Here is a 24,269-nt window from a genome sequence, read left to right as displayed (position 1 = left end):
AGTCATGGCGGGCAGCAGCCACGGACACACCCCGGCCGCCTGGACCGGCGTCACCATCGTCTTCATCGGGTTCACCGTCGCGGGCGCGTTCATGGTGATGGCCGAGCCGCTCGGCTTCTGGGCCGGCATGGTGATCGTGGCCCTCGGTGGTGTCGTCGGCGGCATCATGCGCGCGATGGGCCTCGGCATGCCGAAGGACGCCCACCCGGTGCACCAGGTCACGACGACGGCCACCGCGACCCGCGAGCCGGCGAGCGCCGAGGCCTGAGCCCCGTACGACTTCGGTAGGACTTCCGCAGGACCTCGTGAGGGGCGGCCGGTGCACACCGGCCGCCCCTCACGCGCGCGTGGCGCCCCGGCGGGGCACAATGCGAGGCGTGAACGCCGACAGTCAGCGGGTGACACCCCGGACGCCCCGGACGCCCCGGACACCCCCGGGAACCGTGCTCGGACGACTCGTGGTGCCCGCCGGGATCCTCACGGCCGTCGCCGGGGCCTTCGCGTACGTCGGGACCGTCGACCCCAACGAGCCCGGCCACTACCCGGTCTGCCCCCTGCTGCGCGTCACGGGCCTGTACTGCCCCGGCTGCGGGGGCCTGCGCAGCGCGCACGCCTTCGTGCACGGGGACTTCGCCGCCGCCCTGCAGGACAACGCACTGGCCGCCGTCGGCTATCCGCTCTTCGCGGTGGTGTGGACCGTCTGGGTGGTCCGTGTGGTGCGCGGACGCCCCGCGCGCCTGGAACCCGGCCCGGCGCAGCTGTGGACGCTGGGCGCGTTCCTGCTGGTCTTCACGGTTGTCCGGAACCTGCCGTTCGGTGGCTGGCTGCATCCTTGATCAACGGGCGAACGTCCAGGTATTGGGACCGCCGTCAACCGGATGTGAGGCCTTCGCCTTCCTCCGGATACCATCGCAGTGACCACCTCTTTTCTACTGGTCGCTGGAACTGTCCACCGTCTCTCCACCGCTGGAAGGGGGCCGCTCGCGTGAGTGTGCTCGACGAGATCATCGACGGAGTCCGTGCCGACCTCGCGGAGCGGCAGGCGCGCGTCAGCCTCGACGAGCTCAAGGAGCGCGCGGCGAAGGCCCCCGCCGCCAAGGACGGGGTGGCCGCGCTCCGGGGCGACGGCGTCAAGGTCATCTGCGAGGTCAAGCGCTCCAGCCCGTCCAAGGGCGCGCTGGCCGCCATCGCCGATCCGGCCGGACTGGCCGCGGACTACGAGGCGGGCGGCGCGGCCGTCATCTCCGTCCTCACCGAACAGCGCCGCTTCGGCGGCTCCCTCGCCGACCTCGAGGCGGTCCGCGCGCGGGTCGACATCCCCGTGCTGCGCAAGGACTTCATCGTCACCTCGTACCAGCTGTGGGAGGCCCGCGCGTACGGCGCCGACCTCGCGCTGCTGATCGTGGCCGCCCTCGAACAGCCGGCCCTCGAGTCGCTGATCGAGCGAGCCGTCTCCATCGGCCTCACCCCGCTCGTGGAGGTCCACGACGAGGACGAGGTGGAGCGCGCGGTCGACGCGGGCGCCAAGGTGATCGGCGTCAACGCGCGCAACCTGAAGACCCTCGAGGTCGACCGGGGCACCTTCGAGCGCATCGCCCCCGAGATCCCGTCCCACGTCGTCAGCGTCGCCGAGTCCGGTGTCCGGGGCCCGCACGACCTCATCGCGTACGCCAACGCCGGCGCCGACGCGGTCCTGGTCGGCGAGTCCCTGGTGACGGGCCGCGACCCGAAGACGGCGGTGGCCGACCTGGTGGCGGCGGGCGAGCACCCCGCTCTCCGGCACGGCCGCGGCTGACCTCCCGGTAGGATCGGCCCCGATGACACCCACGACGACCGCCATGGACAGGTACGCCCGCCTCGCGCGCGGCTGCCGCCCCCGTGGCTGCCGCGCGCCCGCCCGCCGGGTGCACGGCAGGCGCGTGCGCTACGTCATCGGGGACGAGCCCGGCCAGGTGAACGGCATGCGATGGCAGCGCCCCGTCAGGGGCGCGGGGAACTGCGCGGCCGGCCGTCAAGGTCCCGCAGCCGACTGATCATCCCTGCCCCCACGGCGACTGGTGCCCACCACACACCCACCGTGAGGTTTCCGCATGCCCAGCGAGTTCTTCATTCCCGACCCCGAGGGTCAGATCCCCAGCGCCGAAGGCTACTTCGGCGCGTTCGGCGGCAAGTTCATCCCGGAGGCCCTCGTCGCCGCCGTGGACGAGGTCGCCGTCGAGTACGACAAGGCGAAGCACGACCCCGAGTTCGCCCGCGAGCTCGACGACCTGCTCGTGCACTACACCGGCCGGCCCAGCTCCCTCACCGAGGTGCCGAGGTTCGCCGAACACGCCGGCGGCGCCCGGGTGTTCCTCAAGCGCGAGGACCTCAACCACACCGGCTCCCACAAGATCAACAACGTGCTCGGGCAGGCGCTGCTCACCCGGCGCATGGGCAAGACCCGCGTGATCGCCGAGACCGGCGCCGGCCAGCACGGCGTGGCCACGGCCACCGCCTGCGCCCTCTTCGGGCTCGAGTGCACCATCTACATGGGCGAGATCGACACCCGGCGCCAGGCACTCAACGTGGCGCGCATGCGCATGCTGGGCGCCGAGGTCGTGGCCGTGAAGTCCGGCAGCCGCACGCTGAAGGACGCCATCAACGAGGCCTTCCGCGACTGGGTCGCCAACGTCGACCGCACCCACTACCTGTTCGGCACGGTCGCCGGACCGCACCCCTTCCCGGCGATGGTGCGCGACTTCCACCGCGTCATCGGCGTCGAGGCCCGCCGCCAGATCCTGGAGCGCGCCGGCCGCCTCCCCGACGCGGCGGTCGCCTGTGTCGGCGGCGGCTCCAACGCCATCGGCCTCTTCCACGCCTTCATCCCGGACGCCGGCGTCCGGCTCGTCGGCTGCGAGCCGGCCGGTCACGGCATCGAGACCGGCGAGCACGCGGCGACCCTCACCGCGGGCGAGCCCGGCATCCTGCACGGCTCGCGCTCCTACGTCCTCCAGGACGACGAGGGCCAGATCACCGAGCCGTACTCCATCTCGGCGGGCCTGGACTACCCGGGCATCGGCCCCGAGCACTCCTACCTCAAGGACAGCGGCCGCGGCGAGTACCGCGCGGTCACCGACGACGCGGCCATGCAGGCGCTGCGTCTGCTGTCGCGCACCGAGGGCATCATCCCGGCCATCGAGAGCGCGCACGCGCTGGCCGGGGCCCTGGAGGTCGGCAAGGAGCTCGGCAAGGACGGGCTGATCGTCGTCAACCTGTCCGGCCGCGGCGACAAGGACATGGACACGGCCGCCCGGTACTTCGGCCTGTACGAAACCGACGCCGAGGTCGCCGCCAACGCGGCCGACACCGCCGAGATCGAGGGGGACGCCAAGTGAGCGGGAACATGGAGTTGCTGGCGGACACCCTCGCCGACGCCAAGGCGCAGGGCCGCGCCGCGCTCATCGCCTACCTCCCGGCCGGGTTCCCGACCGTGGACGGCGGCATCGAGGCGATCAAGGCCGTCATCGACGGAGGCGCGGACGTCGTCGAGGTCGGTCTGCCGCACAGCGACCCCGTCCTCGACGGCCCGGTCATCCAGACCGCCGACGACATCGCCCTGCGCGGCGGGGTGCGGATCGCGGACGTCATGCGGACGGTCCGGGAGGCCTTCGAGGCCACCGGGAAGCCGATCCTCGTCATGACCTACTGGAACCCGATCGACCGCTACGGCGTCGAGCGCTTCACCGCCGAGCTGGCCGAGGCGGGCGGCGCGGGCTGCATCCTGCCCGATCTGCCGGTCCAGGAATCGGAGCTGTGGAGGGAGCACGCCCACAAGCACGGCCTCGCGACGGTCTTCGTCGTGGCGCCGAGCAGCAAGGAGGCGCGGCTCGCGCAGATCACCGAGGCGGGCAGCGGCTTCGTCTACGCCGCCTCGCTGATGGGGGTCACCGGCACCCGTGCGTCGGTGGGCGCGCAGGCCCAGGACCTGGTCGAGCGGACCCGGGCCACCGGCACCGGCCTGCCCGTCTGCGTCGGCCTCGGCGTCTCCGACGCCACGCAGGCCGCCGAGGTGGCCGGCTTCGCCGACGGCGTGATCGTCGGCTCGGCCTTCGTCAAGCGGATGCTGGACGCGCCGGACGACGCGGCCGGTGTCGAGGCGGTCCGCGAGCTCGCCGCCGAGCTGGCGAAGGGCGTGCGCCGACAGGCGTGACCGGGGGACCGGCACACCAGAGCGGGACAGAGCGCCGGGTCACTCGAACGGGTGGACCTGGGGTCGGGGAGGCGCATTGCGCCTCCCCGGTTCGTTCTGGGGGTGTGAGCGAGAAGAATCGTGCGGGTAAGCGCACCGCCAGGGAGCGGCTGGCGGACGAGCGAGAGAAACAGAAGGCCGTGGAGCGGCGGCGGCGGACGCTGATCGTCGCGTCGAGCGTCGTCTGCGTCCTGGGTCTGGCGGCGGTGATCGGGGTCGTCGCGGCGAACTCCGGCAAGGACGACAGCAGCGACAAGGCGGGTCCGGTCGTGGCGCCCTCGGGGGCGCAGGGCGAGGACGCCCTCGCGATCCCCGTCGGCAAGGACAGCGCCAGGTCCACGCTCACCGTGTGGGAGGACTTCCGCTGCCCGGCCTGCAAGGCCTTCGAGACGGCGTACCGCCCCACGATCCATGAGCTGACGGACGCCGGGAAGCTCAGGGTCGAGTACCACCTGGCCACGCTCATCGACGGCAACATGGGCGGCACCGGCTCCCGTAACGCGGCCAACGCGGCTGCCTGCGCGCAGGACGCCGGGAAGTTCCCCGCGTACCACGACGTGCTCTACGAGAACCAGCCGGAGGAGACGGACGACGCCTTCGCCGAGAACAGCAAGCTCATCGGGCTCGCGGCCAAGGTCGACGGCCTCGACACGCCCGCGTTCCGTACCTGTGTCGAGGACGGCACGCACAACAGCTGGGTCGCGAAGTCCAACCAGGCCTTCCAGAACGGCCAATTCGGCGGCACTCCGACCGTGCTGTTCAACGGCAAGAACATCTACGCCGACCAGTCGATGACGCCGGCGAAGCTGAAGCAGATGGTGGAGGATGCCGACAAAGGGTGACCAGGGGTGAGGCCCCTGGTCACCCGCCCGTTATGGAGCCGTAGCCGGGCTGCCCGTCGTCGGCCCGGTCCGGCACGGTAGCGTCGACCCTGCCATGGAACTTGCCTACATTCCCAGCCCGTCGCACGGGGTGCTGTATCTCGGCCCCGTTCCGCTGCGCGGCTACGCGTTCTGCATCATCATCGGCGTCTTCGTCGCGGTCTGGCTCGGCAACAGGCGCTGGGTCGCCCGCGGCGGGCAGGCCGGCACGGTGGCCGACATCTCCGTCTGGGCGGTGCCCTTCGGCCTGGTCGGCGGCCGCCTCTACCACGTGATCACGGACTACGAGCTGTACTTCAGCGAGGGCCGTGACTGGGTGGACGCCTTCAAGGTCTGGGAGGGCGGCCTCGGTATCTGGGGCGCGATCGCGCTCGGCGCGGTCGGCGCGTGGATCGGCTGTCGCCGCCGGGGTATCCCGCTGCCCGCGTACGCCGACGCCATCGCGCCCGGTATCGCTCTCGCCCAGGCGATCGGCCGCTGGGGCAACTGGTTCAACCAGGAGCTGTACGGCAAGCAGACCGACCTCCCCTGGGCGCTGCACATCACGTCCTCGGCGGACGGCCGGGTGCCCGGCTACTACCACCCGACGTTCCTGTACGAGTCGCTGTGGTGCGTCGGTGTCGCCCTCCTCGTCATCTGGGCCGACCGCCGCTTCAAGCTCGGGCACGGGCGGGCCTTCGCGCTGTACGTCGCCGCGTACTGCGTGGGCCGCGCGTGGATCGAGTACATGCGGGTCGACGACGCCCACCACATCCTGGGCCTGCGGCTGAACGACTGGACCGCGCTGGTCGTGTTCCTGCTCGCGGTGACCTACATGGTGATCTCGGCGAAGAAGCGGCCCGGGCGCGAAGCGGTGGTCGAGCCGGGTGCGGGTGCCTCCGACGGCGGGACGGAAGCCGACGGCGAGGACAAGCCGAAGGACGCGGCCGAGGCCGAGGACGCTGCCGAGGCCGGCGCCGACGCGAAGACCGACGCGAAGACCGACGCGAAGACCGACGCGAAGACCGACGCCAAGGGCGACGGCGAAGCCAAGGCCGGGACCGACGCCGAAGCGAAGGGCGAGGCGGACGCCGAGGCCGACTCCGACAGCAAGGTCTCGACCGACAGCAAGGTCTCGACCGGCACCAAGCCCTCCGTGGGCACCGAGGTTTCCGCTGATGCCAAGCCCTCCGCCGATGTCGAGGCCGACGACGCGGTCGGTGTGAAGGACGAGGTCAAGGACGGGGCCGAGTCGGCCGGCAAGAAGAGCTGACGGCTGGTCGTTCGTACGACGACGAGGGCGCCCGGGGTCTGCCGGGCGCCCTCGTCGTCTGTGCGTGCCGGCGAGGGTTCAGTCCCCGCGGGCTGCCAGGGACAGGGTGCGCTGTGCCATCGCCACCACGGCCGCGTCGATGAAGCGGCCGTCCGGCAGTGCCTGGGCGCCCTGCTCGGTGGCCGCCGCCTTCACGATCGTCTCGGCTTCCTCCAGCTCGTGCTGGGTGGGCAGATAGGCCCGTTCGATGATCGGGAGCTGGCGGGGGTGGATGGCGGCGCGGCCGAGGAAGCCGAGGGTGCGGCCGTGGGCGCAGCTGGTGGCCAGGCCCTCCAGGTCGCGGATGTCGGGGTGCACCGACTGGGGTGGCGGCGCCAGACCGGCGGCCCGGGCGGCGACCACGACACGGGCGCGGGACCAGTCGAGGCCCGCGTCGTCGCGGACGCCCAGATCGGCGCGCAGGTCCGCCTCGCCGAGGGCGATGCCACGCAGCGAGGGGTGGGCGCAGGCGATGGCGTAGGCGTGTTCGATGCCGAGGGCTGTTTCCAGGAGGGCGTGGAGGGGGGTGACTCCACGGTCCGCGGGCGGCACGGTCTCGGCGACGCGGGTGATCTGGTGCGGGGAGGTCACTTTCGGCAGGCGCAGGGCGGAGACCCCGGGCAGGGCGGCCATCGTGCGGAGGTCCGCCGCGGCGAAGGGGCTGTCCAGGGCGTTGACCCGGACGTGCACCGGGACCGGCTGGGGCTCGCGGAGGCGTTCGGCGGTGGCCGTGCGGGCGTATTCCTTGCGGTCCGGGGCGACCGCGTCCTCGAGGTCGACGATGACGACGTCGGCGCCGCAGGCCAGGGCCTTGGTGACGGTCTCCGGGCGGTCACCTGGGACATAGAGCCAGGTCAGCGGGGTCTTCTTCATAGGGCGCCCGCCTCGCGGAGGGCCGTCAGCTCGGCCTTGGTCAGACCCAGTTCGGTCAGGACCTCCTCCGTGTCGGCGCCGTGCGGGCGGCCGGCCCAGCGGATCGCGCCGGGGGTCGAGGAGAGCCGGAAGAGAACGTTCTGCATGCGGATCCGGCCCAGTTCCGGGTCGTCGACCGCGGTGATCGTGTCGAGGGCCTGGTACTGGGGGTCCTCCATCACGTCCCGTACGTCCTGGATCGGGGCGATCGCCGCCTCCGCCTTCTCGAAGGCGGCCAGGACGTCGGTGCGGCTGCGGGCGGCGATCCAGCTGCCGACCGCGTCGTCGAGCAGGTCGGCGTGGGCGGCCCGGTCGGCGCCGGTCGCGAACCAGGGCTCGTCGATCAGGTCGGGGCGGCCGACCAGGCGCATCACGCGCTCCGCGATCGACTGGGCCGAGGTCGAGACGGCGACCCAGCTCCCGTCGGCCGTGCGGTAGGTGTTGCGCGGCGCGTTGTTGGCGGACCGGTTGCCGGTGCGGGCCTGGACGTATCCCAGCTGGTCGTACCAGAGCGGCTGGGGGCCGAGGACGGTGAGGATGGGTTCGATGATCGCCATGTCGACGACCTGTCCCTCGCCGGTGCGGTCGCGGGCGGCGAGGGCCGTCATGACGGCGTAGGCGGTGGCCAGACCGGCGATCGAGTCGGCCAGGCCGAAGGGCGGGAGGGTCGGGGACGCGTCCGGTTCGCCGGTGATCGCCGCGAAGCCGCTCATCGCCTCGGCGAGGGTGCCGAAGCCGGGGCGGTGCGCGTAGGGGCCGAACTGGCCGAAGGCGGTGACCCGGGTGAGGACCAGGCGGGGGTTGGCCGCCGACAGCGCGTCCCAGCCGAGGTCCCACTTCTCCAGGGTGCCGGGGCGGAAGTTCTCGATGATCACGTCGGCGGTGGCGGCGAGGCGCAGCAGCGTGGCGCGGCCGCCGGGTCTGGAGAGGTCGAGGGTGATGGTGCGCTTGTTGCGGCCGAGGAGCTTCCACCACAGGCCCACACCGTCCTTCGACGGGCCGTGGCCCCGGGAGGGGTCCGGCCGACCGGGGTGCTCGACCTTGATGACCTCCGCGCCGAAGTCGCCGAGCATGGTGGCGGCGAGGGGTCCCGCGAAGAGGGTGGCCAGGTCGAGGACGCGGACACCGTGCAGGGGAGCGATCCGCTCGGTCGTCCGCTCGGCCGTTGTCGTCTGCTCGGTCATGACGCGTACTGCGTCTCGATCTCGGAGCGGTAGGGCATGGAGGCGGAGGCGCCCGGCCGTTGGACCGACAGGGCCGCCGCCGCGGACGCCCAGGCCAGCGCCTCCCGTACGGGCTGCCCCTCGCCGAGCGCGACCGCGAGGGCGCCGACGAAGGTGTCGCCCGCGCCGGTCGAGTCGACGGCGGTGACGCGCGGGGCGGGCACGGTCAGCGGCTGCGCTCCCCGGGCCGCGTACAGGCTGCCGGACGAGCCGAGCGTGATGACCACCTCCGGCACGCTGTCCAGCAGTGCGGTGGCCGCCTCGCGCGGGTCGGTGCGGCCGGTGAGTGTGGCCGCCTCGTGCTCGTTGGGGACCAACAGGTCGGTGACCGCGAGGAGTTCGGGCGGCAGCGGCTGGGCGGGGGCCGGGGTGAGGATCGTCCGGACGCCGTGGGCGCGGGCCGCCCGGGCACTTGCGACGACCGCGGCGAGGGGGACTTCGAGCTGGAGCAGGAGCGCGTCGGCGGAGGAGATGAGCACCTCGTCGCCGGGGACGAGATGGTCGACGGTGCCGTTCGCGCCGGGGACGACCACGATCGCGTTGCCGCCCTCGTCGTCCACGACGATGTGCGCGGTGCCGGAGGGGCTCTCGACGGTGCGCAGATGGTCGGTGTTCACGCCGGAGTGCTCCAGGGTGGAGCGCAGCCGGGTGCCGAAGGCGTCGTTGCCGACGGCGCCGATCATCGACACGGTGGCGCCCGCGCGGGCGGCGGCGACCGCCTGGTTGGAGCCCTTGCCGCCGGGGATCGTACGGAACTCCCGTCCCGTCACGGTCTCCCCGCGCTGCGGGGGTTTCTCGACGTAGGCGACGAGGTCCATGTTCGTGCTGCCGAGCACGACGATGTCGGTCATGGCTGGGAAGCCTCCCGGGGGATGAGGGACCAGGTGAGGTGGGCCAGGGTGTCGAAGCCGACGCCGTTGAGGTCGGCGACGGAGGTGGCCAGGCGGTTCTTGAGGGGGGCCGTCCAGTGGTCGGGCAGGGCGGCCGGGTCGCCGGTGAGCAGGGCGGCGATCCCACCGGCCGTCGCGCCGGCCGAATCGCTGTCCAGGCCGCCGGACACGGCGCGGCCGACGGAGCCGGTGAAGTCGCCGTCCGCGTGGGTGAGGGCGGCGGCGATCAGGGCGGTGTTGGGGATGGCGTGGACCCAGTGGTGCGCCTTGTGGGCGGTGTGGAGTTCGTCGACCACGGTGTCGAAGTCGGGGTGTTCTCCGGCGAGCCGGACGGCGTGGGTGACGGCCCGCGCGAGGCGGGAGCGGGGCGGGACGACGGTCAGGCCGGTGCGCAGACAGGCGTGGATGTCCTGGCTGCCGGTCGCGGCGGCGGCGATGGTGGCCGCCGTGAACATCGCCGCGTAGACGCCGTTGGCGGTGTGCGTGAGGGTGGCGTCGCGGTGGGCCTGCTCGGCCGCGGCGGCCGGGTCCCCGGGGTTGGTCCAGCCGTGGACGTCGGCGCGGATGAGGGCGCCGATCCACTCGCGGAAGGGGTTGCGGTGGCGGGCCGTGAGCGGGGGCTCGATGCCGGCGAGGAGGTTGCGCAGGGCGAGGCGTTCGGCGGTGAAGGTGCGGCCCGCGGGGAGTTCGTCCAGCCAGAGCCGGGCCACGTCCATGGTGGTGAAGTCCCTGCCGTGCCGTTGGAGCAGGAGGAGGTTGAGGAGCGGGTAGTTGAGGTCGTCGTCCTCGGGCATGCCGTCGATGTTCTCGGCGAGGGAGGTGGTCGCGGAGCGGCGGTTCCAGGGGTGCGCCTCGAGGAGGGGCTCGGGGACTCCGCGGGCGGTGAAGTAGCCGGTGAGGGGCCAGTTTCCGGTGGAGCGGGCGAGTCGGCGGACGGCGTCCAGGGGGAGTTTCTCCACCGGTTTGCCCAGCAGGCAGCCGACGGCCCGGCCCAGCCAGGCCGCTTCCAGACCGGCCGGGGTGGGGGTCTGCGCACGCGCACCGGCCGGTCGGCTCGGCCACTGCGGGCACAGGGCCCTGATCCGCTCCAGCCCGGTCGGCTCGTGTTCCGTCAACCTGCTGGGCAGGTCGGCCAGTTCGTCCAGGAGGTCGTCCGCGAGGAGGCGCAGATAGCGCGAGGCGCGCTGGGGGGACGCGCCGGCCCGGGGCGGGGCCTCGCAGCCGCCGGCCGCCTTCCAGCGTGCGGCGATCGCCCACGGCTCCCGGCCGTCCTGCGCCGCCTGGTGCAGTTCGTGGCCGAGGAGGTCCTCGGGCTGGACCCAGGTCAGTCGGAGCATCGCGGGCCTCCGATCGCGGAGAACGCCGACTCGTGGGTACGGCGGTGGTGGACGTCGCGCTCGAAGATCTCCCGGGTGACCTCGGTGAGCGTCACCGCGGGCTCCCGGAGGTCGAGACGGCTGGCCTCGGCGACCTGTTTCGACCACTCGTCGGGGACCGGCGAGCCGAGGGCGCCGGCCACCGCTCCCGCCATCGTCGCGATCGAGTCGCAGTCGCGGCCGTAGTTGACCGCGCCGAGGACCGCCTGCCGGTAGTCGCCGTCGGCCACCAGCAACATGCCCAGGGCGACGGGGAGTTCCTCGATGGCGTGCAGGCGGGAGGGGCGGCGGGCGGCCAGCGAGGGCCGGCGGTAGTCGGGGCCGACGGTGTCGTACGGCGTCACCGCCTCCCGCAGCGGCGCCAGCGCCGACTCGAAGTCGGTGTACCGGGCCGCCGCTTCGCAGACCTTCTCGATCGCCGTACGGGTCCCGTCCTGCGCCAAGGCCAGACAGGCCGTGACGACGGAGTCCGCCGTCGCGCCCGGCGTGCACGCGGCCGCCACCGCCGCCGCGAAGACTCCCGCCGCCTCACGGCCGTACGACGACTGGTGGGCGCCGGCGATGTCCAGCGCCTCGGCGTACGCGCCCGCCGGGTTGGCTGCGTTGACCAGTCCCACCGGGGCCATGTACATCGCCGCACCGCAGTTGACGATGTTGCCGACGCCTGCCTCGCGCGGGTCCATATGACCGTAGTGGAGCCTTGCCACCAGCCATTTCTCCGCCAGGAAGATCCGCTGGAGGGGGAGTGCCTCCGCCTCCAGCTCGGGGATCCAGCGGGGTGTCGTCAGCAGGTCCGGGACCAGGTGGTCGGCGATCGTGTAGGCGTCCAGGTGATCGCGGACCGTGGCGTAGACCCTGATCAGCGCGTGGGTCATCAAGGTGTCGTCGGTGACGTGGCCGTCGCCCTTGTGGTACGGGGCGATGGGGCGGGCGGTGCGCCAGTCGTCGCCGTTCCAGGGACCGACGACGCCGTGGACCCGGCTGCCGTGGCGCTGGAGGATCTGCTCGGGGGAGTAGCCCTCGACGGGGCCGCCGAGCGCGTCGCCTACGGCCGCCCCGACGAGGGCGGCGGTGATGCGGTCTTCCAGGGTTCCGCCGTGGCTTTCTTGTGCTTTGGGCGTCATGCCCCGAATCATCCTCCTGGAGGGGTCGGTTGCGTGGTTTCCAGGAGTTCGGCGAGTTCCACCAGGTCGGTGCCGGTGAGCCGGGGCAGTACACAGCCCGAGAGGACACGGCAGCTGTCCCGCCAGGAGTCGGGGACGGCGGCGCCACCGCCCAACGCGCCGGTCAGCGCGCCCGCCAGGGCCGGGGCCGAGTCGGCGACCCGGGAGAGACAGGCCGCCGCCGGTACCGCTTCGCCGATACGGCCGCCGGACGCCGTCACCAGCGCCAGGGCCACCGGGACCGTCTCCGCCGCCGCGATGCCGTAGCTGTAGACGTGGTCGACGATCTGGTGCTCCAGGAGGGGGATGAGCGCGAAGGCGCTGTCGGCGCCATGGGCCAGCGCGAGGGCGTGCCGGGCGTTGCGGCCGATCTCGGTGTGCTCGGGGAGTTCGGCGAGCGCCGCCGCCACACAGGCCCCGGGGTCCGCGCCGACGAGGGCCAGAGCGAGTGCCGCCGCCATCGCGCGCGCGCCGTGCACGCCGTCGCCGTCCTGGGTGTAGCGGGCGTCGAACTCGGCGAGTTCGGCGGCGAGTCGGGGGTCGCCGGGGTGGGCCACGGCCAGGACGCAGGCGCGTACGCAGGCCGCGTCGTCGAAGTAGTGGGGGTTGTCGTGGCCGGTGGCGGGCGGTCGCAGACCGGCGGCGAGGTTGCCGAGGCCGGCGCGGACGGAGATCCGGGCGCGCAGGGGGAGGACGGCGGACTCGACCTCGGGCGCGCGGTCGGCGGCCGCCGCGACCTCGCAGGCGACGGCGTTCCAGGTGAGGTCGATGGCGGCGCGCATCCGGCGTTCCCGGCTGAGGTCGCCGAGAGCGGTGTCGTCCCCGGCCCGCAGGACCGCCTCGGCCGCGAACGCCGCCCACTCGGCGTCGTCGGAGGGGCCGAGGCGGAGGGGCTCGGGGGGTTGGTTGAGGGCGATGGGGACGGGGAGGGTCGTCGTCGCGTTGTGCTCGGCGAAGGTGTCGAGTTCGCGGGTCAGCCGGCGGGTCCACTCCGGCATGCGGGCGGCTCGGTGGCGGGCGGCGGGCCAGCCGGCGGCGTCGCCCGCGGCGAGGCCGAGCAGGAGGCCCTCGATACGGCGCGCCCTCGCCGGACGGGCGGTCTCGACGGCCTCGGCTTCGCCCGCGGCCCTTGTGCTCCCGTCCGCGCACGGCGTGCGGCTCCCGTTGCCGGGCGCGGGCGGCGCCTGGCGAGTGTCCTCGCCGTCGGTGGCCGCGAGTTCGTCCGGAGCCGTCGTGAGCGTTCCGGCCGTCATTCCCTCGTCCAGTGGTCCGGGTGGTCTCACGGTCGTACCTCCGCGCCGTCGTTGGCCGCCAGGGTGAAGGCGGTCGGGTCCGGCAGGGGGAACCGGGCGAGGCCCATCAGGTTCGGCACGAGTTCCTCCACGACCATGCCCTCGCCCCACTTGCCGCCCTCGCCCGGCACCAGCAACTCCGCCACGTCCAGCACGTGGTGGCCCGCCATGGACGGCAGGCAGCTTCCCCGGGCCGGGCCGATCGCCGCCGCCCATTCCGCCGGGATCGCCGACACGCCCTGCGTCGCACCGGCCAGGGCGCCCGCCACCGCGGCCGTCGTGTCCGCGTCGCGGCCCATGTTCACCGCCGTCAGGACGGCTTCGCGGAAGTCTCCGTCGGCGGCCGCGTAGGCGCCGAAGGCGAGGGCGACGGCCTCGGGGGCGAGGTCGGTCCAGGGGTAGCCGCCGACGACGACGGCGGAGCGGACCGCCCGTTCGCCCCGGTGGGCCACCGCCACCGCCCGGCGCAGGGAACGCGCCGTCCAGGAGTCCTCGGGGACCACGGCCAGGGCGGAGGCGACCACCGAGATCGCCGGCGCTCCCGCCATCGCCGCCGCCACTCCCGCCGCGACCGCCTGGCCGCCGTAGATGCCCTCGCCGTCGTGGCTCACCGCGCCGTCGATCGCGACCAGGCGGGCCGCTTCCGCCGGACGGCCCGCGGCGAAGACGCCGAAGGGGGCCGCGCGCATCGCCAGGCCGTCGCTCCAGGCGTGCCGGTGCTGCGCCGAGATCGGCGCCGCCAGGCCTCGGCGGAGGTTCTCCAGGGTGCCGCGTTCGCTGAAGCCGGCGCCGCGGAAGGGGCCCTCGTCGAGGTCGGCGATCCACTGGTGCCAGGCCGCCTCGACATGGGCCGGGGTGAGCGCGGAGCCGTGGCGGGCCAGCAGCAGGCCCGAGAAGATCGCGTACTCGGTGTCGTCGGTGCCGGCCGGCCGGTCGGCGACGTATCCCGTGATGCGGCCCCAGCGGGCGCGGATCTCGGAGGGCTTCATGTTCTCCGCGGGGGCTCCCAGGGCGTCTCCCACGGCCAGGCCGAGCAGGGCGCCGCGGGCCCGTTCGCGCAGGTCGGCGGCGTCCCCCGGCGCCGGGACCGAGGGGATGCAGGCGATCGATGCCATACGAGGCCTCTCCTCAAGAGGCTCCGCACGGGGCGCGGAGCGCTTTGCGGATGTGTCCCACCATCGGCGGTTGACCTCAGCCTGGGAGCCTCCCATGTCACCCGGTCGACATCTGTGCAGACTCCCGATCGTATGAGCATTCGAAGGTAAAACCGCAGGTTAGCCCAGCCTTTCCTTCCTGGCGGGCGGGAATCCCCCGGCATATATTTGGCGTTGTCAAAAAGTGGAATCAGTCCAGACTTAGCTTTGCCTCAGCTTGCTGGGGCCTTCCGGAACACCCTGGGGGATCTTGTGGCCATCATCGACACCGAAGCCGCGCTGCACGAGGCGCATCGCGACAACCACACGCACCGGGACGTCACCGGGGGCTGGCTGCGGCCCGCCGTCTTCGGCGCGATGGACGGCCTGGTCTCCAACCTCGCCCTGATGACCGGTGTCGCCGGCGGTTCGGTGGGCCACCGGACCGTCGTCATCACCGGACTCGCCGGTCTCGCCGCGGGCGCCTTCTCCATGGCCGCCGGCGAGTACACCTCCGTCGCCTCGCAGCGTGAGCTCGTCGAGGCCGAACTCGAGGTCGAACGGCGGGAGTTGAGAAAGCACCCCAAGGACGAGGAGGCCGAGCTCGCCGCGCTGTACGAGGCCCGCGGGGTCGAGCCCGAGCTGGCCCGGCGGGTCGCCCAGCAGCTGTCGCGCGATCCCGAGCAGGCCCTGGAGATCCACGCCCGCGAGGAACTGGGCATCGACCCCTCCGATCTGCCCTCGCCGCTGCTCGCCGCCGGTTCGAGCTTCGGCGCGTTCGCGCTGGGCGCGCTGCTGCCCGTACTCCCCTATCTGCTGGGCGCCGCTTCGCTCTGGCCGGCCGTGCTGCTCGCACTGTTCGGGCTGTTCGGCTGCGGGGCCGTGGTGGCCCGGGTGACCGCGCGCACCTGGTGGTACAGCGGGCTGCGGCAGCTCGCCCTCGGTGGCGCGGCGGCCGGTGTGACGTACGCCCTGGGCAGCTGGATCGGAACGGCCGTAGGATAGTGCGGATGGTACTTATGCGATGGGCCGCATAAGTAGCCGTTACTGACTGGTTTCGAGTGCTTAACCAGCGGGCATGAGCCGTAAGCGCTGTGGGCAATGACGCCTGAGGCGCACTCGCGGGGTGAACGAAGCCGCTCCCCTCGCCTTCCGGACCGGCGGACACCGATCTGATCGATCTCGTCCCGTTCGGTCCCCACATACTTTCAGCCACGTGCGCGATACCCCCGTTGCGACTCCGTGGCGTCCGCATGTTGGAACGGAGTATCCGGTTCCCGAGAACCGCTCCATCATGTAACCTGCACGAAATTTTGCGTTACGCAGAGGGCCAACGTCGTCCCTTCGCCAGCAGATATGCCACTTGAGACGACGACGGGAGAGCCGATGCGTACGCCGCGCCAGCCGTCCCAGCATTCCGCGAATGGCCAGAACTGGTCCTTCATGGATGCTCGCCCTGCTGCGCAGGGTATGTACGACCCCCGCAACGAGCACGACGCCTGTGGCGTCGGCTTCGTGGCCAACCTCACCGGCGAGGCGAGCCACACGCTGGTCGAGCAGGCGCTCACCGTTCTGCGCAACCTCGAGCACCGCGGCGCCACCGGCTCCGAGCCGGACTCCGGCGACGGTGCGGGCATCCTGACCCAGGTCCCGGACGCCTTCCTCCGCGAGGTGGCCGGATTCGAGCTCCCCGAGGCCGGCGGCTACGCCGTCGGTATCGCGTTCCTCCCCGAGGAAGGCCTCCAGGACGCCGTCTCACAGATCGAGACGATCGCCGCCGACGAGGGCCTCACCGTCCTCGGCTGGCGCGAAGTCCCGGTCGCCCCCGGGCTGCTCGGCGCCACCGCCCGCTCGACGATGCCGGCCTTCCGCCAGATCTTCGTCACGGACAACGCCAGCACGGGCATCGACCTCGACCGCAAGGCGTTCGTGCTGCGCAAGCGCGCCGAACGCGAGGCCGGCGTCTACTTCCCGTCGCTGTCCGCGCGGACCATCGTCTACAAGGGCATGCTGACCACCGGCCAGCTCGAGCCCTTCTTCCCGGACCTGTCCGACCGCCGCTTCGCCTCGGCCGTGTCGCTCGTCCACTCGCGCTTCTCGACGAACACCTTCCCGTCGTGGCCGCTCGCGCACCCGTACCGCTTCGTCGCGCACAACGGTGAGATCAACACCGTCAAGGGCAACCGCAACTGGATGCGCGCCCGCGAGTCGCAGCTCGTCTCCGACCTCTTCGGCAAGGACGAGAAGTCCATCGAGCGGATCTTCCCGGTCTGTACGCCGGACGCCTCCGACTCGGCGTCCTTCGACGAGGTGCTCGAACTGCTCCACCTCGGTGGCCGCTCGCTGCCGCACTCCGTGCTGATGATGATCCCGGAGGCGTGGGAGAACCACGAGTCCATGGACCCGGCCCGGCGCGCCTTCTACGAGTTCCACTCCACGCAGATGGAGCCCTGGGACGGCCCGGCCTGTGTCACCTTCACCGACGGCACCCAGGTCGGCGCCGTGCTCGACCGCAACGGCCTGCGCCCCGGCCGCTACTGGGTCACCGACGACGGCCTCGTCGTCCTCGGCTCCGAGGTCGGCGTCCTCGACATCGACCCCGCCAAGGTCGTCCGCAAGGGCCGCCTCCAGCCCGGCCGGATGTTCCTCGTCGACACCGCCGAGCACCGCATCATCGAGGACGACGAGATCAAGGCCCAGCTCGCCGCCGAGAAGCCCTACGCCGAGTGGCTGGAAGCCGGCGAGATCGAGCTGGCCGACCTGCCCGAGCGCGAGCACATCGTGCACACCCACGCCTCGGTCACCCGCCGCCAGCAGACCTTCGGCTACACCGAGGAAGAGCTGCGCGTCATCCTCGCGCCGATGGCCAAGACCGCCGGCGAACCGCTCGGCTCCATGGGCACGGACTCGCCGATCGCCGCGCTCTCCGCGCGCCCGCGGCTGCTCTTCGACTACTTCACCCAGCTGTTCGCGCAGGTCACCAACCCGCCGCTGGACGCCATCCGCGAGGAGCTCGTGACCTCGCTGCGCTCGTCGCTGGGCCCGCAGGGCAACCTGCTCGAGCCGAGCGCCGCGTCGTGCCGGACGGTCACCCTGCCGTTCCCGGTCATCGACAACGACGAGCTCGCCAAGCTCATCCACATCAACGCCGACGGCGACATGCCCGGCTTCAAGGCCGCGACGCTCTCCGGTCTGTACCGGGTGCACGGCGGCGGTGACGCGCTGGCCGCGCGCATCGAGGAGATCTGCACCGAGGCCGACGCCGCCATCGACAACGGCGCCCGCCTCATCGTCCTGTCGGACCGCCACTCGGACGCCGAGCACGCCCCGATCCCGTCGCTGCTGCTCACCGCGGCCGTCCACCACCACCTCATCCGCACCAAGCAGCGCACCGAGGTGGGCCTCCTCGTCGAGGCCGGCGACGTCCGCGAGGTCCACCACGTCGCCCTGCTGATCGGCTTCGGCGCCGCCGCCGTCAACCCGTACCTGGCGATGGAGTCCGCCGAGGACCTGCTGCGCGCGGGCACCTTCATCAACGGCCTCGAGCCCGAGCAGGCGATCCGCAACCTGATCTACGCGCTGGGCAAGGGCGTCCTGAAGGTCATGTCCAAGATGGGCATCTCGACCGTCGCCTCCTACCGCGGCGCCCAGGTCTTCGAGGCCGTCGGACTCGACGACGCCTTCGTCGAGAAGTACTTCAACGGCACCGCCACCAAGATCGGCGGCGTCGGCATCGACGTCATCGCCAAGGAGGTCGCCGCCCGCCACGCCAAGGCGTACCCGGCCAGCGGCATCGCGCCGGCCCACCGCGCCCTGGAAATAGGCGGCGAGTACCAGTGGCGCCGCGAGGGCGAGCCGCACCTGTTCGACCCGGAGACGGTCTTCCGCCTCCAGCACTCGACGCGCACGGCCCGCTACGACATCTTCAAGAAGTACACGGACCGCGTGAACGAGCAGTCCGAGCGCCTCATGACGCTGCGCGGCCTCTTCGGCTTCACCTCGGACCGGCAGCCGATCTCCGTCGACGAGGTCGAGCCGGTCAGCGAGATCGTCCGGCGCTTCTCCACCGGCGCCATGTCGTACGGCTCCATCTCCAAGGAGGCGCACGAGACCCTCGCCATCGCCATGAACCAGCTGGGCGGCAAGTCCAACACCGGTGAGGGCGGCGAGGACGCGGACCGGCTCTACGACCCGGCCCGGCGCAGCGCCATCAAGCAGGTCGCCTCCGGCCGCTTCGGCGTCACGTCCGAGTACCTGGTCAACGCGGACGACATCCAGATCAAGATGGCCCAGGGCGCCAAGCCCGGCGAGGGCGGCCAGCTGCCCGGCCACAAGGTCTACCCGTGGGTCGCCAAGACCCGGCACAGCACCCCCGGTGTCGGTCTGATCTCCCCGCCGCCGCACCACGACATCTACTCCATCGAGGACCTCGCCCAGCTGATCCACGACCTGAAGAACGCGAATCCGCAGGCGCGGATCCACGTGAAGCTGGTCTCCGAGGTCGGCGTCGGCACGGTCGCGGCCGGTGTGTCCAAGGCGCACGCGGACGTCGTGCTCATCTCCGGCCACGACGGCGGAACCGGCGCCTCCCCGCTCACCTCCCTCAAGCACGCGGGCGGTCCCTGGGAGCTCGGCCTCGCCGAGACCCAGCAGACGCTGCTGCTCAACGGCCTGCGCGACCGGATCGTCGTGCAGACCGACGGCCAGCTGAAGACGGGCCGTGACGTGGTCATCGCCGCGCTGCTCGGCGCCGAGGAGTTCGGTTTCGCGACCGCGCCGCTCGTCGTCTCCGGCTGCGTCATGATGCGCGTCTGCCACCTGGACACCTGCCCGGTCGGTATCGCCACCCAGAACCCGGTGCTCCGCGACCGCTTCGCCGGCAAGGCGGAGTACGTGGTGAACTTCTTCAAGTTCATCGCCGAGGAGGTCCGCGAGATCCTCGCCGAGCTGGGCTTCCGCACCATCGAGGAGGCCGTCGGCCACGCCGAGGTCCTGGACGTCGAGCGCGCCGTCGACCACTGGAAGGCACAGGGCCTGAACCTGGCCCCGCTGTTCCACGTGCCCGCCCTGCCCGAGGGCGCGGCGCTGCACCAGGTCATCTCGCAGGACCACGGCCTGGAGAAGGCGCTCGACAACCAGCTGATCAAGCTGGCCGCCGACGCCCTGGCCGCGGACTCCGCGACCGACGCCCAGCCGGTGCGCGCCCAGGTCTCCATCCGCAACATCAACCGCACGGTCGGCACCATGCTCGGCCACGAGGTGACGAAGAAGTTCGGTGGCGCGGGCCTGCCCGAGGACACCATCGACATCACCTTCACCGGCTCCGCCGGCCAGTCCTTCGGCGCCTTCCTCCCGCGCGGTGTCACGCTGCGCCTGGAGGGCGACGCCAACGACTACGTCGGCAAGGGCCTCTCCGGCGGCCGGGTCGTCGTCCGCCCGGACCGGGGCGCCGACCACCTCGCCGAGTACTCGACGATCGCGGGCAACACCATCGCCTACGGCGCGACCGGCGGCGAACTGTTCCTGCGCGGCCGCACCGGTGAGCGCTTCTGCGTCCGCAACTCCGGCGCGACGGTCGTCTCCGAGGGCGTGGGCGACCACGGCTGCGAGTACATGACCGGCGGTCACGCGGTCGTCCTCGGCGAGACGGGCCGCAACTTCGCGGCCGGCATGTCGGGCGGCGTCGCCTACGTGATCGACCTGAACCGCGACAACGTCAACGCCGGCAACCTCGGCGCCGTCGAGACGCCGGACGAGGCCGACAAGCAGTGGCTGCACGACGTGGTGCGCCGTCACGCCGAGGAGACCGGTTCGACGGTCGCCGCGAAGCTGCTCGTCGACTGGGACGCCTCCGCGGAGCGCTTCAGCAAGATCATCCCCAGCACGTACAAGGCAGTGCTCGCCGCCAAGGACGCCGCCGAGCAGGCGGGACTCTCCGAGTCCGAGATCACCGAGAAGATGATGGAGGCGGCGACCAATGGCTGACCCGAAGGGCTTCCTGAACCACGGCCGTGAGGTCGCCAAGTCCCGTCCGGTCGACGTGCGTCTGAAGGACTGGAACGAGGTCTACGTCCCCGGTTCGCTGCTGCCGATCATCGGCAAGCAGGCCGGCCGGTGCATGGACTGCGGCATCCCGTTCTGTCACAACGGCTGTCCGCTGGGGAACCTGATCCCCGAGTGGAACGACTTCGCCTACCGCGAGGACTGGACCGCGGCCTCCGAGCGGCTGCACGCCACGAACAACTTCCCGGAGTTCACGGGCCGGCTGTGCCCCGCTCCGTGCGAGTCGGCGTGTGTGCTGGGCATCAACCAGCCGGCCGTCACCATCAAGAACGTCGAGGTCTCGATCATCGACAAGGCGTGGGAGACCGGTGACGTCGCCCCGCAGGCGCCCGAGCGCCTGTCCGGCAAGACCGTCGCGGTCATCGGCTCGGGCCCGGCGGGCCTGGCCGCCGCCCAGCAGCTCACCCGGGCCGGCCACACCGTCGCCGTCTACGAGCGCGCGGACCGCATCGGAGGCCTCCTCCGTTACGGCATCCCCGAGTTCAAGATGGAGAAGCGGCACATCAACCGCCGTATCGAGCAGATGCGCGCGGAGGGCACCCGCTTCCGTACCGGGATCGAGATCGGCCGCGACCTCAAGGCGACCGACCTGAAGAAGCGCTACGACGCCATCGTCATCGCCGCCGGTGCCACGACCGCCCGCGACCTTCCGGTCCCCGGCCGTGAGCTCAAGGGCGTCTACCAGGCGATGGAGTACCTGCCGCTGGCCAACAAGGTCCAGGAGGGCGACTTCGTGGCGCCCCCGATCTCGGCCGAGGGCAAGCACGTCGTGGTCATCGGCGGTGGCGACACCGGCGCCGACTGCGTGGGCACCGCCCACCGTCAGGGCGCGGCCTCGGTCACCCAGCTGGAGATCATGCCGAGGCCCGGCGAGGAGCGGAACCCGGGTCAGCCGTGGCCGACCTTCCCCATGCTCTACAAGGTCACGAGCGCGCACGAGGAGGGCGGCGAGCGGGTCTACTCCGTCTCCACCACCCACTTCGAGGGCGACGAGGACGGCAACGTCCAGTGGCTGCACCTCAGCGAGGTCGAGTTCATCGACGGCAGGCTGACCCCGAAGCCGGGCACGGAGCGCAAGATCCCCGCCCAGCTGGTCACCCTCGCGATGGGCTTCACCGGCACCGACCGTGAGAACGGCGTGGTGGAGCAGTTCGGCCTGGAGCTCGACGAGCGCGGCAACATCGCCCGCGACGCCGACTTCCGCACCAACGTCCCGGGCGTGTACGTCGCCGGTGACGCCGGCCGCGGCCAGTCGCTCATCGTGTGGGCGATCGCGGAGGGCCGCTCGGCCGCCCGCGGCGTCGACCGGTTCCTGACCGGCGCGAGTGAGCTCCCGGCCCCGATCCGCCCGACGGACCGCTCGCTGCTGGTCTGACGGCCCGGCCCCGAGGGCCCCCATACGTCCCGTACAAAGGCGTACGGAACACAGACGGCGCCTGCCCCACAGTCCCCGACCGGACGACCGGGCAGGCGCCGCCGCATGTCCGCACGACCGCTCTACGGCACCCGGTACGTCTCCCCGTACACCTGCCACCGCAGCGGCGGGCGCAGGCCGAGGTTGCCCTCGCGCAGGAAACGGCGCTGGGTCGTGTCGACGCGCGAGGTGTCGACTCCGGGGTGCCGGGTCAGCATGGCCAGGCGGCGGGCGTCGAGGAAGGCGTCGAGATAGTCGGTCTCCCTGCCGCCCTGCGCGGGGGTCGGGGCCTGCCGCATCGCGCGGGCACGGATGCCGTCGAAGCTGGTCGGGCCCGGGCCGGGACCGTGGAAGACCAGGGCGTCGTAGTAGATGAACTGGCCCAGCGCGCCCAGGCCGTCGACGCGGCCCCGGCGGACCGCCGGGTCGAAGTAGACGCGGTCGCGCTCGACGTCCTGCGCGGCCCGGAAGGCGGGCACCCTCGACTCGGCCCGCCAGGCGGCCGGGAAGCCGGGGTCCAGACCGGCGTGCGAGGCGGTGCCGTCGACCCGGCGCAGGGCGGGGAGATAGCGAGCGAGGGCGTTGTCCGGGTGGGCGCGCGTGTAGCGCTCGACGAGGGTGAGCAGATCGTGGGTGCCGGTGCAGAAGCCGATCAGACCCGCCGTGTAGCCCTGTCCGTCCCCGATGTCCTCGACATAGCCGTACGCGGTGCGCCAGTTCAGGGTCCCGTTCTCGGCGCTCGCCACGATCTTCTGGGCCAGTTCCTTCTGGGGCGGGGCGGTGAGGCCGGGCGAGGCCGCCGGGACGCCGGTCGTCGGCTGGGCGGGCGGGGCGAGCCGGGCGGGAGTGAACAGGTACACCGTCGACGCTACGGCGGCGCAGACCAGGGCGGCGGCACGTTTCATGCCGCACACCCTAGAGCGGGAATGTCGTGTTGCTTGTCATTTCATCCTTATTAGTAGGCGAACGAACAAAAGGGCGAAGGGCGGTGGGTGTGGGAGGCTGTGCGCCATGGTCGCGATCAGTCTCACCAAGGTCCAGGAGACCGCACCCGCGCTGGTCAACCTCTACAAGAGCGCCGGGGTTTCCCTCACGAAGCACGGTCTCGACGGGCAGCGGGCGGCCGTCTATCTCGTCGTCGACTATTCGGGGTCGATGAAGCCGTACTACCAGGACGGCAGCGTGCAGGCGCTCGCCGACCGGGTGTTGGGCCTGTCCGCGCACCTCGACGACGACGGCCGGGTGCCGGTCGTCTTCTTCTCCACCGACGTCGACGCCGTCACCGACATCGCCCTCGCCGACCATCGGGGGCGGGTGGACCGGATCGTGGCCGGGCTCGGGCACATGGGCAGGACCAGCTACCACCTCGCCATGGACGCCGTCATCGACCACTACCTCGACAGCGGGTCGACGGACCCCGCGCTCGTCGTCTTCCAGACCGACGGCGGCCCGATCAACAAACTCGCCGCCGAACGCTACCTCTGCAAGGCGTCGAAGCTGCCCCTGTTCTGGCAGTTCATCGGCTTCGGCGACCGGGGCAGCAAGCAGTTCGACTTTCTGCGCAAGCTCGACGAACTGCCCGTACCGGCGAAGCGGACGGTCGACAACGCCGGTTTCTTCCACGCCGGTCCGGATCCGCGGAAGGTGTCGGACGCGGAGCTGTACGACCGGCTGGTCGGGGAGTTCCCGGCCTGGCTCGGCGCGGCCAGGGCGCGGGGGATCGTCCGGTGACCCTCCTGCTGCCCGCCGCCGGACGTGCGGCCACGGCCTGGAAGAACGGCGGCGGGGTGACCCGTGAGATCACCTGCTCCCCGGCGGGCGCGGGCATGGCCGCCTTCACCTGGCGGGTCAGCCTCGCCGAGGTCGCGGCGGACGGCCCGTTCTCCGTGTTCCCCGAAGTGGAGCGGACCTTGACGCTGGTCGAGGGCGCGGGCATGGACCTGACCGTGGGCGGGCGGCGACGGCTCGTCGACGCACGGCACGTGCCCCAGGACCTCCCCGGCGACGAGCCCACCGACTGCCGGCTGCTGGACGGGCCCGTGGTCAACCTCAACGTGATGTGGCGCAGGGGCGCTTCGGCCCCGGCCGTCGCGGTCGTACGCGGCCGGCTCCGCCTGCGGGCGGCGCACGCCCTGATCGTCTCCCTCGGCGAGGGCGGGTCCGCCGACGTCGACGGGGTGCGGCTCGCCCGCCACGACGCCCTTCTGCTGACCGGGGAGGACGCGACGCTGCACGCGCACGGCCCGACGGCGGTCGTCGGCCTCACCCCGTGACGGCGGCCGCGTAGCCCCGTCGGCCGCCCGAACCGCCGCCGCCGCGTCCCGCGGGCGGGCTGTCCGCACCGTTGGCTCAGCCGGTCCGCCGTGCCACCCTGGGGTTGATCCGGGCGGGAGGCGGCGACGT

At 72.2% G+C, this 24,269-nt stretch carries 21 protein-coding genes; 13 read left to right on the top strand and 8 right to left on the bottom strand.

The window, feature by feature from the left end:
• Positions 1-4 precede the first annotated feature (4 nt).
• From ABT070_RS00280 to lgt, 8 genes are all read left to right on the top strand, one after another.
• On the top strand, positions 5-268 hold the full coding sequence (locus tag ABT070_RS00280; protein WP_351752478.1) for an HGxxPAAW family protein: 264 nt from the start codon (positions 5-7) through the stop codon (positions 266-268).
• Between the two features lie 100 nt (positions 269-368).
• The gene (locus ABT070_RS00275; protein WP_351752475.1) at positions 369-836 is read left to right on the top strand and encodes a DUF2752 domain-containing protein; all 468 of its coding nucleotides are present in this window, start codon (positions 369-371) and stop codon (positions 834-836) included.
• Between the two features lie 149 nt (positions 837-985).
• Positions 986-1,795, top strand: a complete 810-nt coding sequence (gene trpC, locus ABT070_RS00270) for an indole-3-glycerol phosphate synthase TrpC (RefSeq protein ID WP_351752472.1) — start codon at positions 986-988, stop codon at positions 1,793-1,795.
• 22 nt (positions 1,796-1,817) lie between these two features.
• On the top strand, positions 1,818-2,033 hold the full coding sequence (gene trpM, locus ABT070_RS00265) for a tryptophan biosynthesis modulator TrpM (protein WP_351752469.1): 216 nt from the start codon (positions 1,818-1,820) through the stop codon (positions 2,031-2,033).
• 57 nt (positions 2,034-2,090) lie between these two features.
• Positions 2,091-3,374, top strand: a complete 1,284-nt coding sequence (gene trpB, locus ABT070_RS00260) for a tryptophan synthase subunit beta (protein WP_351752466.1) — start codon at positions 2,091-2,093, stop codon at positions 3,372-3,374.
• Positions 3,371-4,189 (top strand): tryptophan synthase subunit alpha, encoded by an 819-nt coding sequence (gene trpA, locus ABT070_RS00255; RefSeq protein ID WP_351752464.1) that lies wholly within the window; start codon positions 3,371-3,373, stop codon positions 4,187-4,189. The genes trpB and trpA overlap by 4 nt, the downstream gene beginning before the upstream one ends.
• 104 nt (positions 4,190-4,293) lie before the next feature.
• Positions 4,294-5,070: a DsbA family protein gene (locus ABT070_RS00250; protein WP_351752461.1), complete on the top strand. Its 777-nt coding sequence runs from the start codon at positions 4,294-4,296 to the stop codon at positions 5,068-5,070.
• Positions 5,071-5,164: 94 nt separating this feature from the next.
• Complete coding sequence (lgt, locus tag ABT070_RS00245; protein WP_351752459.1) at positions 5,165-6,361, top strand: prolipoprotein diacylglyceryl transferase; 1,197 nt, start codon at positions 5,165-5,167, stop codon at positions 6,359-6,361.
• A gap of 78 nt (positions 6,362-6,439) precedes the next feature.
• On the opposite strand, the gene ABT070_RS00240 is transcribed toward lgt, so the two are convergent.
• Genes ABT070_RS00240 through ABT070_RS00210 form a run of 7 tightly spaced genes read right to left on the bottom strand, consistent with a single transcriptional unit; the run spans position 6,440 to position 14,371 of the window.
• Complete coding sequence (locus tag ABT070_RS00240) at positions 6,440-7,273, bottom strand: HpcH/HpaI aldolase/citrate lyase family protein (protein WP_351752457.1); 834 nt, start codon at positions 7,271-7,273, stop codon at positions 6,440-6,442.
• Entirely contained in the window at positions 7,270-8,496 is a 1,227-nt protein-coding gene (locus ABT070_RS00235) for a CaiB/BaiF CoA transferase family protein (protein ID WP_351752454.1), read from the bottom strand. Before ABT070_RS00235 ends, ABT070_RS00240 begins: the two co-directional genes overlap by 4 nt.
• Entirely contained in the window at positions 8,493-9,386 is an 894-nt protein-coding gene (rbsK, locus tag ABT070_RS00230; protein ID WP_351752451.1) for a ribokinase, read from the bottom strand. Before rbsK ends, ABT070_RS00235 begins: the two co-directional genes overlap by 4 nt.
• A complete protein-coding gene (locus ABT070_RS00225) occupies positions 9,383-10,762 on the bottom strand; it encodes an ADP-ribosylglycohydrolase family protein (protein WP_351752448.1) in 1,380 nt (459 codons plus the stop codon). Before ABT070_RS00225 ends, rbsK begins: the two co-directional genes overlap by 4 nt.
• On the bottom strand, positions 10,750-11,925 hold the full coding sequence (locus tag ABT070_RS00220) for an ADP-ribosylglycohydrolase family protein (protein ID WP_351752445.1): 1,176 nt from the start codon (positions 11,923-11,925) through the stop codon (positions 10,750-10,752). Before ABT070_RS00220 ends, ABT070_RS00225 begins: the two co-directional genes overlap by 13 nt.
• 8 nt (positions 11,926-11,933) lie before the next feature.
• Positions 11,934-13,217 (bottom strand): ADP-ribosylglycohydrolase family protein, encoded by a 1,284-nt coding sequence (locus ABT070_RS00215; protein ID WP_351754371.1) that lies wholly within the window; start codon positions 13,215-13,217, stop codon positions 11,934-11,936.
• Positions 13,218-13,243: 26 nt separating this feature from the next.
• Positions 13,244-14,371, bottom strand: a complete 1,128-nt coding sequence (locus ABT070_RS00210; RefSeq protein ID WP_351752442.1) for an ADP-ribosylglycohydrolase family protein — start codon at positions 14,369-14,371, stop codon at positions 13,244-13,246.
• 291 nt (positions 14,372-14,662) lie between these two features.
• On the opposite strand from ABT070_RS00210, the gene ABT070_RS00205 reads away from it, so the two are divergent.
• The 3 genes from ABT070_RS00205 to ABT070_RS00195 all read left to right on the top strand — a co-directional run bounded on the left by ABT070_RS00205 (position 14,663) and on the right by ABT070_RS00195 (position 21,827).
• The gene (locus tag ABT070_RS00205) at positions 14,663-15,394 is read left to right on the top strand and encodes a VIT1/CCC1 transporter family protein (protein WP_351752439.1); all 732 of its coding nucleotides are present in this window, start codon (positions 14,663-14,665) and stop codon (positions 15,392-15,394) included.
• 381 nt (positions 15,395-15,775) lie between these two features.
• On the top strand, positions 15,776-20,374 hold the full coding sequence (gene gltB / locus ABT070_RS00200) for a glutamate synthase large subunit (protein ID WP_351752437.1): 4,599 nt from the start codon (positions 15,776-15,778) through the stop codon (positions 20,372-20,374).
• Positions 20,367-21,827: a glutamate synthase subunit beta gene (locus ABT070_RS00195; protein WP_351752434.1), complete on the top strand. Its 1,461-nt coding sequence runs from the start codon at positions 20,367-20,369 to the stop codon at positions 21,825-21,827. Before gltB ends, ABT070_RS00195 begins: the two co-directional genes overlap by 8 nt.
• Positions 21,828-21,949: 122 nt before the next feature.
• Here ABT070_RS00195 and ABT070_RS00190 read toward each other — a convergent pair whose 3' ends face one another.
• On the bottom strand, positions 21,950-22,771 hold the full coding sequence (locus ABT070_RS00190; protein WP_351752431.1) for a chitosanase: 822 nt from the start codon (positions 22,769-22,771) through the stop codon (positions 21,950-21,952).
• A 106-nt stretch (positions 22,772-22,877) separates the two neighbouring features.
• Here ABT070_RS00190 and ABT070_RS00185 point away from each other — a divergent pair, with 106 nt between their 5' ends.
• Both ABT070_RS00185 and ABT070_RS00180 read left to right on the top strand, forming a co-directional pair.
• On the top strand, positions 22,878-23,597 hold the full coding sequence (locus tag ABT070_RS00185) for a vWA domain-containing protein (RefSeq protein ID WP_351752428.1): 720 nt from the start codon (positions 22,878-22,880) through the stop codon (positions 23,595-23,597).
• On the top strand, positions 23,594-24,139 hold the full coding sequence (locus ABT070_RS00180) for a HutD/Ves family protein (protein ID WP_351752426.1): 546 nt from the start codon (positions 23,594-23,596) through the stop codon (positions 24,137-24,139). Before ABT070_RS00185 ends, ABT070_RS00180 begins: the two co-directional genes overlap by 4 nt.
• Positions 24,140-24,269 lie beyond the last annotated feature (130 nt).

It is taken from the genome of Streptomyces sp. NPDC002884 (assembly GCF_040295245.1).
GTDB lineage: Bacteria > Actinomycetota > Actinomycetes > Streptomycetales > Streptomycetaceae > Streptomyces.
This window is presented reverse-complemented; position numbering and strand designations above follow the sequence as displayed.

Bases quoted from the DNA above. Each gene is read 5' to 3' on its own strand.
- ABT070_RS00215 (WP_351754371.1), bottom strand. From the start codon at position 13,217: ATGACGGCCGGAACGCTCACGACGGCTCCGGACGAACTCGCGGCCACC.
- rbsK (WP_351752451.1), bottom strand. From the start codon at position 9,386: ATGACCGACATCGTCGTGCTCGGCAGCACGAACATGGACCTCGTCGCC.
- trpM (WP_351752469.1), top strand. From the start codon at position 1,818: ATGACACCCACGACGACCGCCATGGACAGGTACGCCCGCCTCGCGCGC.
- lgt (WP_351752459.1), top strand. From the start codon at position 5,165: ATGGAACTTGCCTACATTCCCAGCCCGTCGCACGGGGTGCTGTATCTC.
- trpB (WP_351752466.1), top strand. From the start codon at position 2,091: ATGCCCAGCGAGTTCTTCATTCCCGACCCCGAGGGTCAGATCCCCAGC.
- ABT070_RS00220 (WP_351752445.1), bottom strand. From the start codon at position 11,925: ATGACGCCCAAAGCACAAGAAAGCCACGGCGGAACCCTGGAAGACCGC.
- ABT070_RS00210 (WP_351752442.1), bottom strand. From the start codon at position 14,371: ATGGCATCGATCGCCTGCATCCCCTCGGTCCCGGCGCCGGGGGACGCC.
- ABT070_RS00190 (WP_351752431.1), bottom strand. From the start codon at position 22,771: ATGAAACGTGCCGCCGCCCTGGTCTGCGCCGCCGTAGCGTCGACGGTG.
- ABT070_RS00275 (WP_351752475.1), top strand. From the start codon at position 369: ATGCGAGGCGTGAACGCCGACAGTCAGCGGGTGACACCCCGGACGCCC.
- ABT070_RS00235 (WP_351752454.1), bottom strand. From the start codon at position 8,496: ATGACCGAGCAGACGACAACGGCCGAGCGGACGACCGAGCGGATCGCT.
- ABT070_RS00225 (WP_351752448.1), bottom strand. From the start codon at position 10,762: ATGCTCCGACTGACCTGGGTCCAGCCCGAGGACCTCCTCGGCCACGAA.
- ABT070_RS00195 (WP_351752434.1), top strand. From the start codon at position 20,367: ATGGCTGACCCGAAGGGCTTCCTGAACCACGGCCGTGAGGTCGCCAAG.
- gltB (WP_351752437.1), top strand. From the start codon at position 15,776: ATGCGTACGCCGCGCCAGCCGTCCCAGCATTCCGCGAATGGCCAGAAC.
- ABT070_RS00280 (WP_351752478.1), top strand. From the start codon at position 5: ATGGCGGGCAGCAGCCACGGACACACCCCGGCCGCCTGGACCGGCGTC.
- ABT070_RS00240 (WP_351752457.1), bottom strand. From the start codon at position 7,273: ATGAAGAAGACCCCGCTGACCTGGCTCTATGTCCCAGGTGACCGCCCG.
- ABT070_RS00185 (WP_351752428.1), top strand. From the start codon at position 22,878: ATGGTCGCGATCAGTCTCACCAAGGTCCAGGAGACCGCACCCGCGCTG.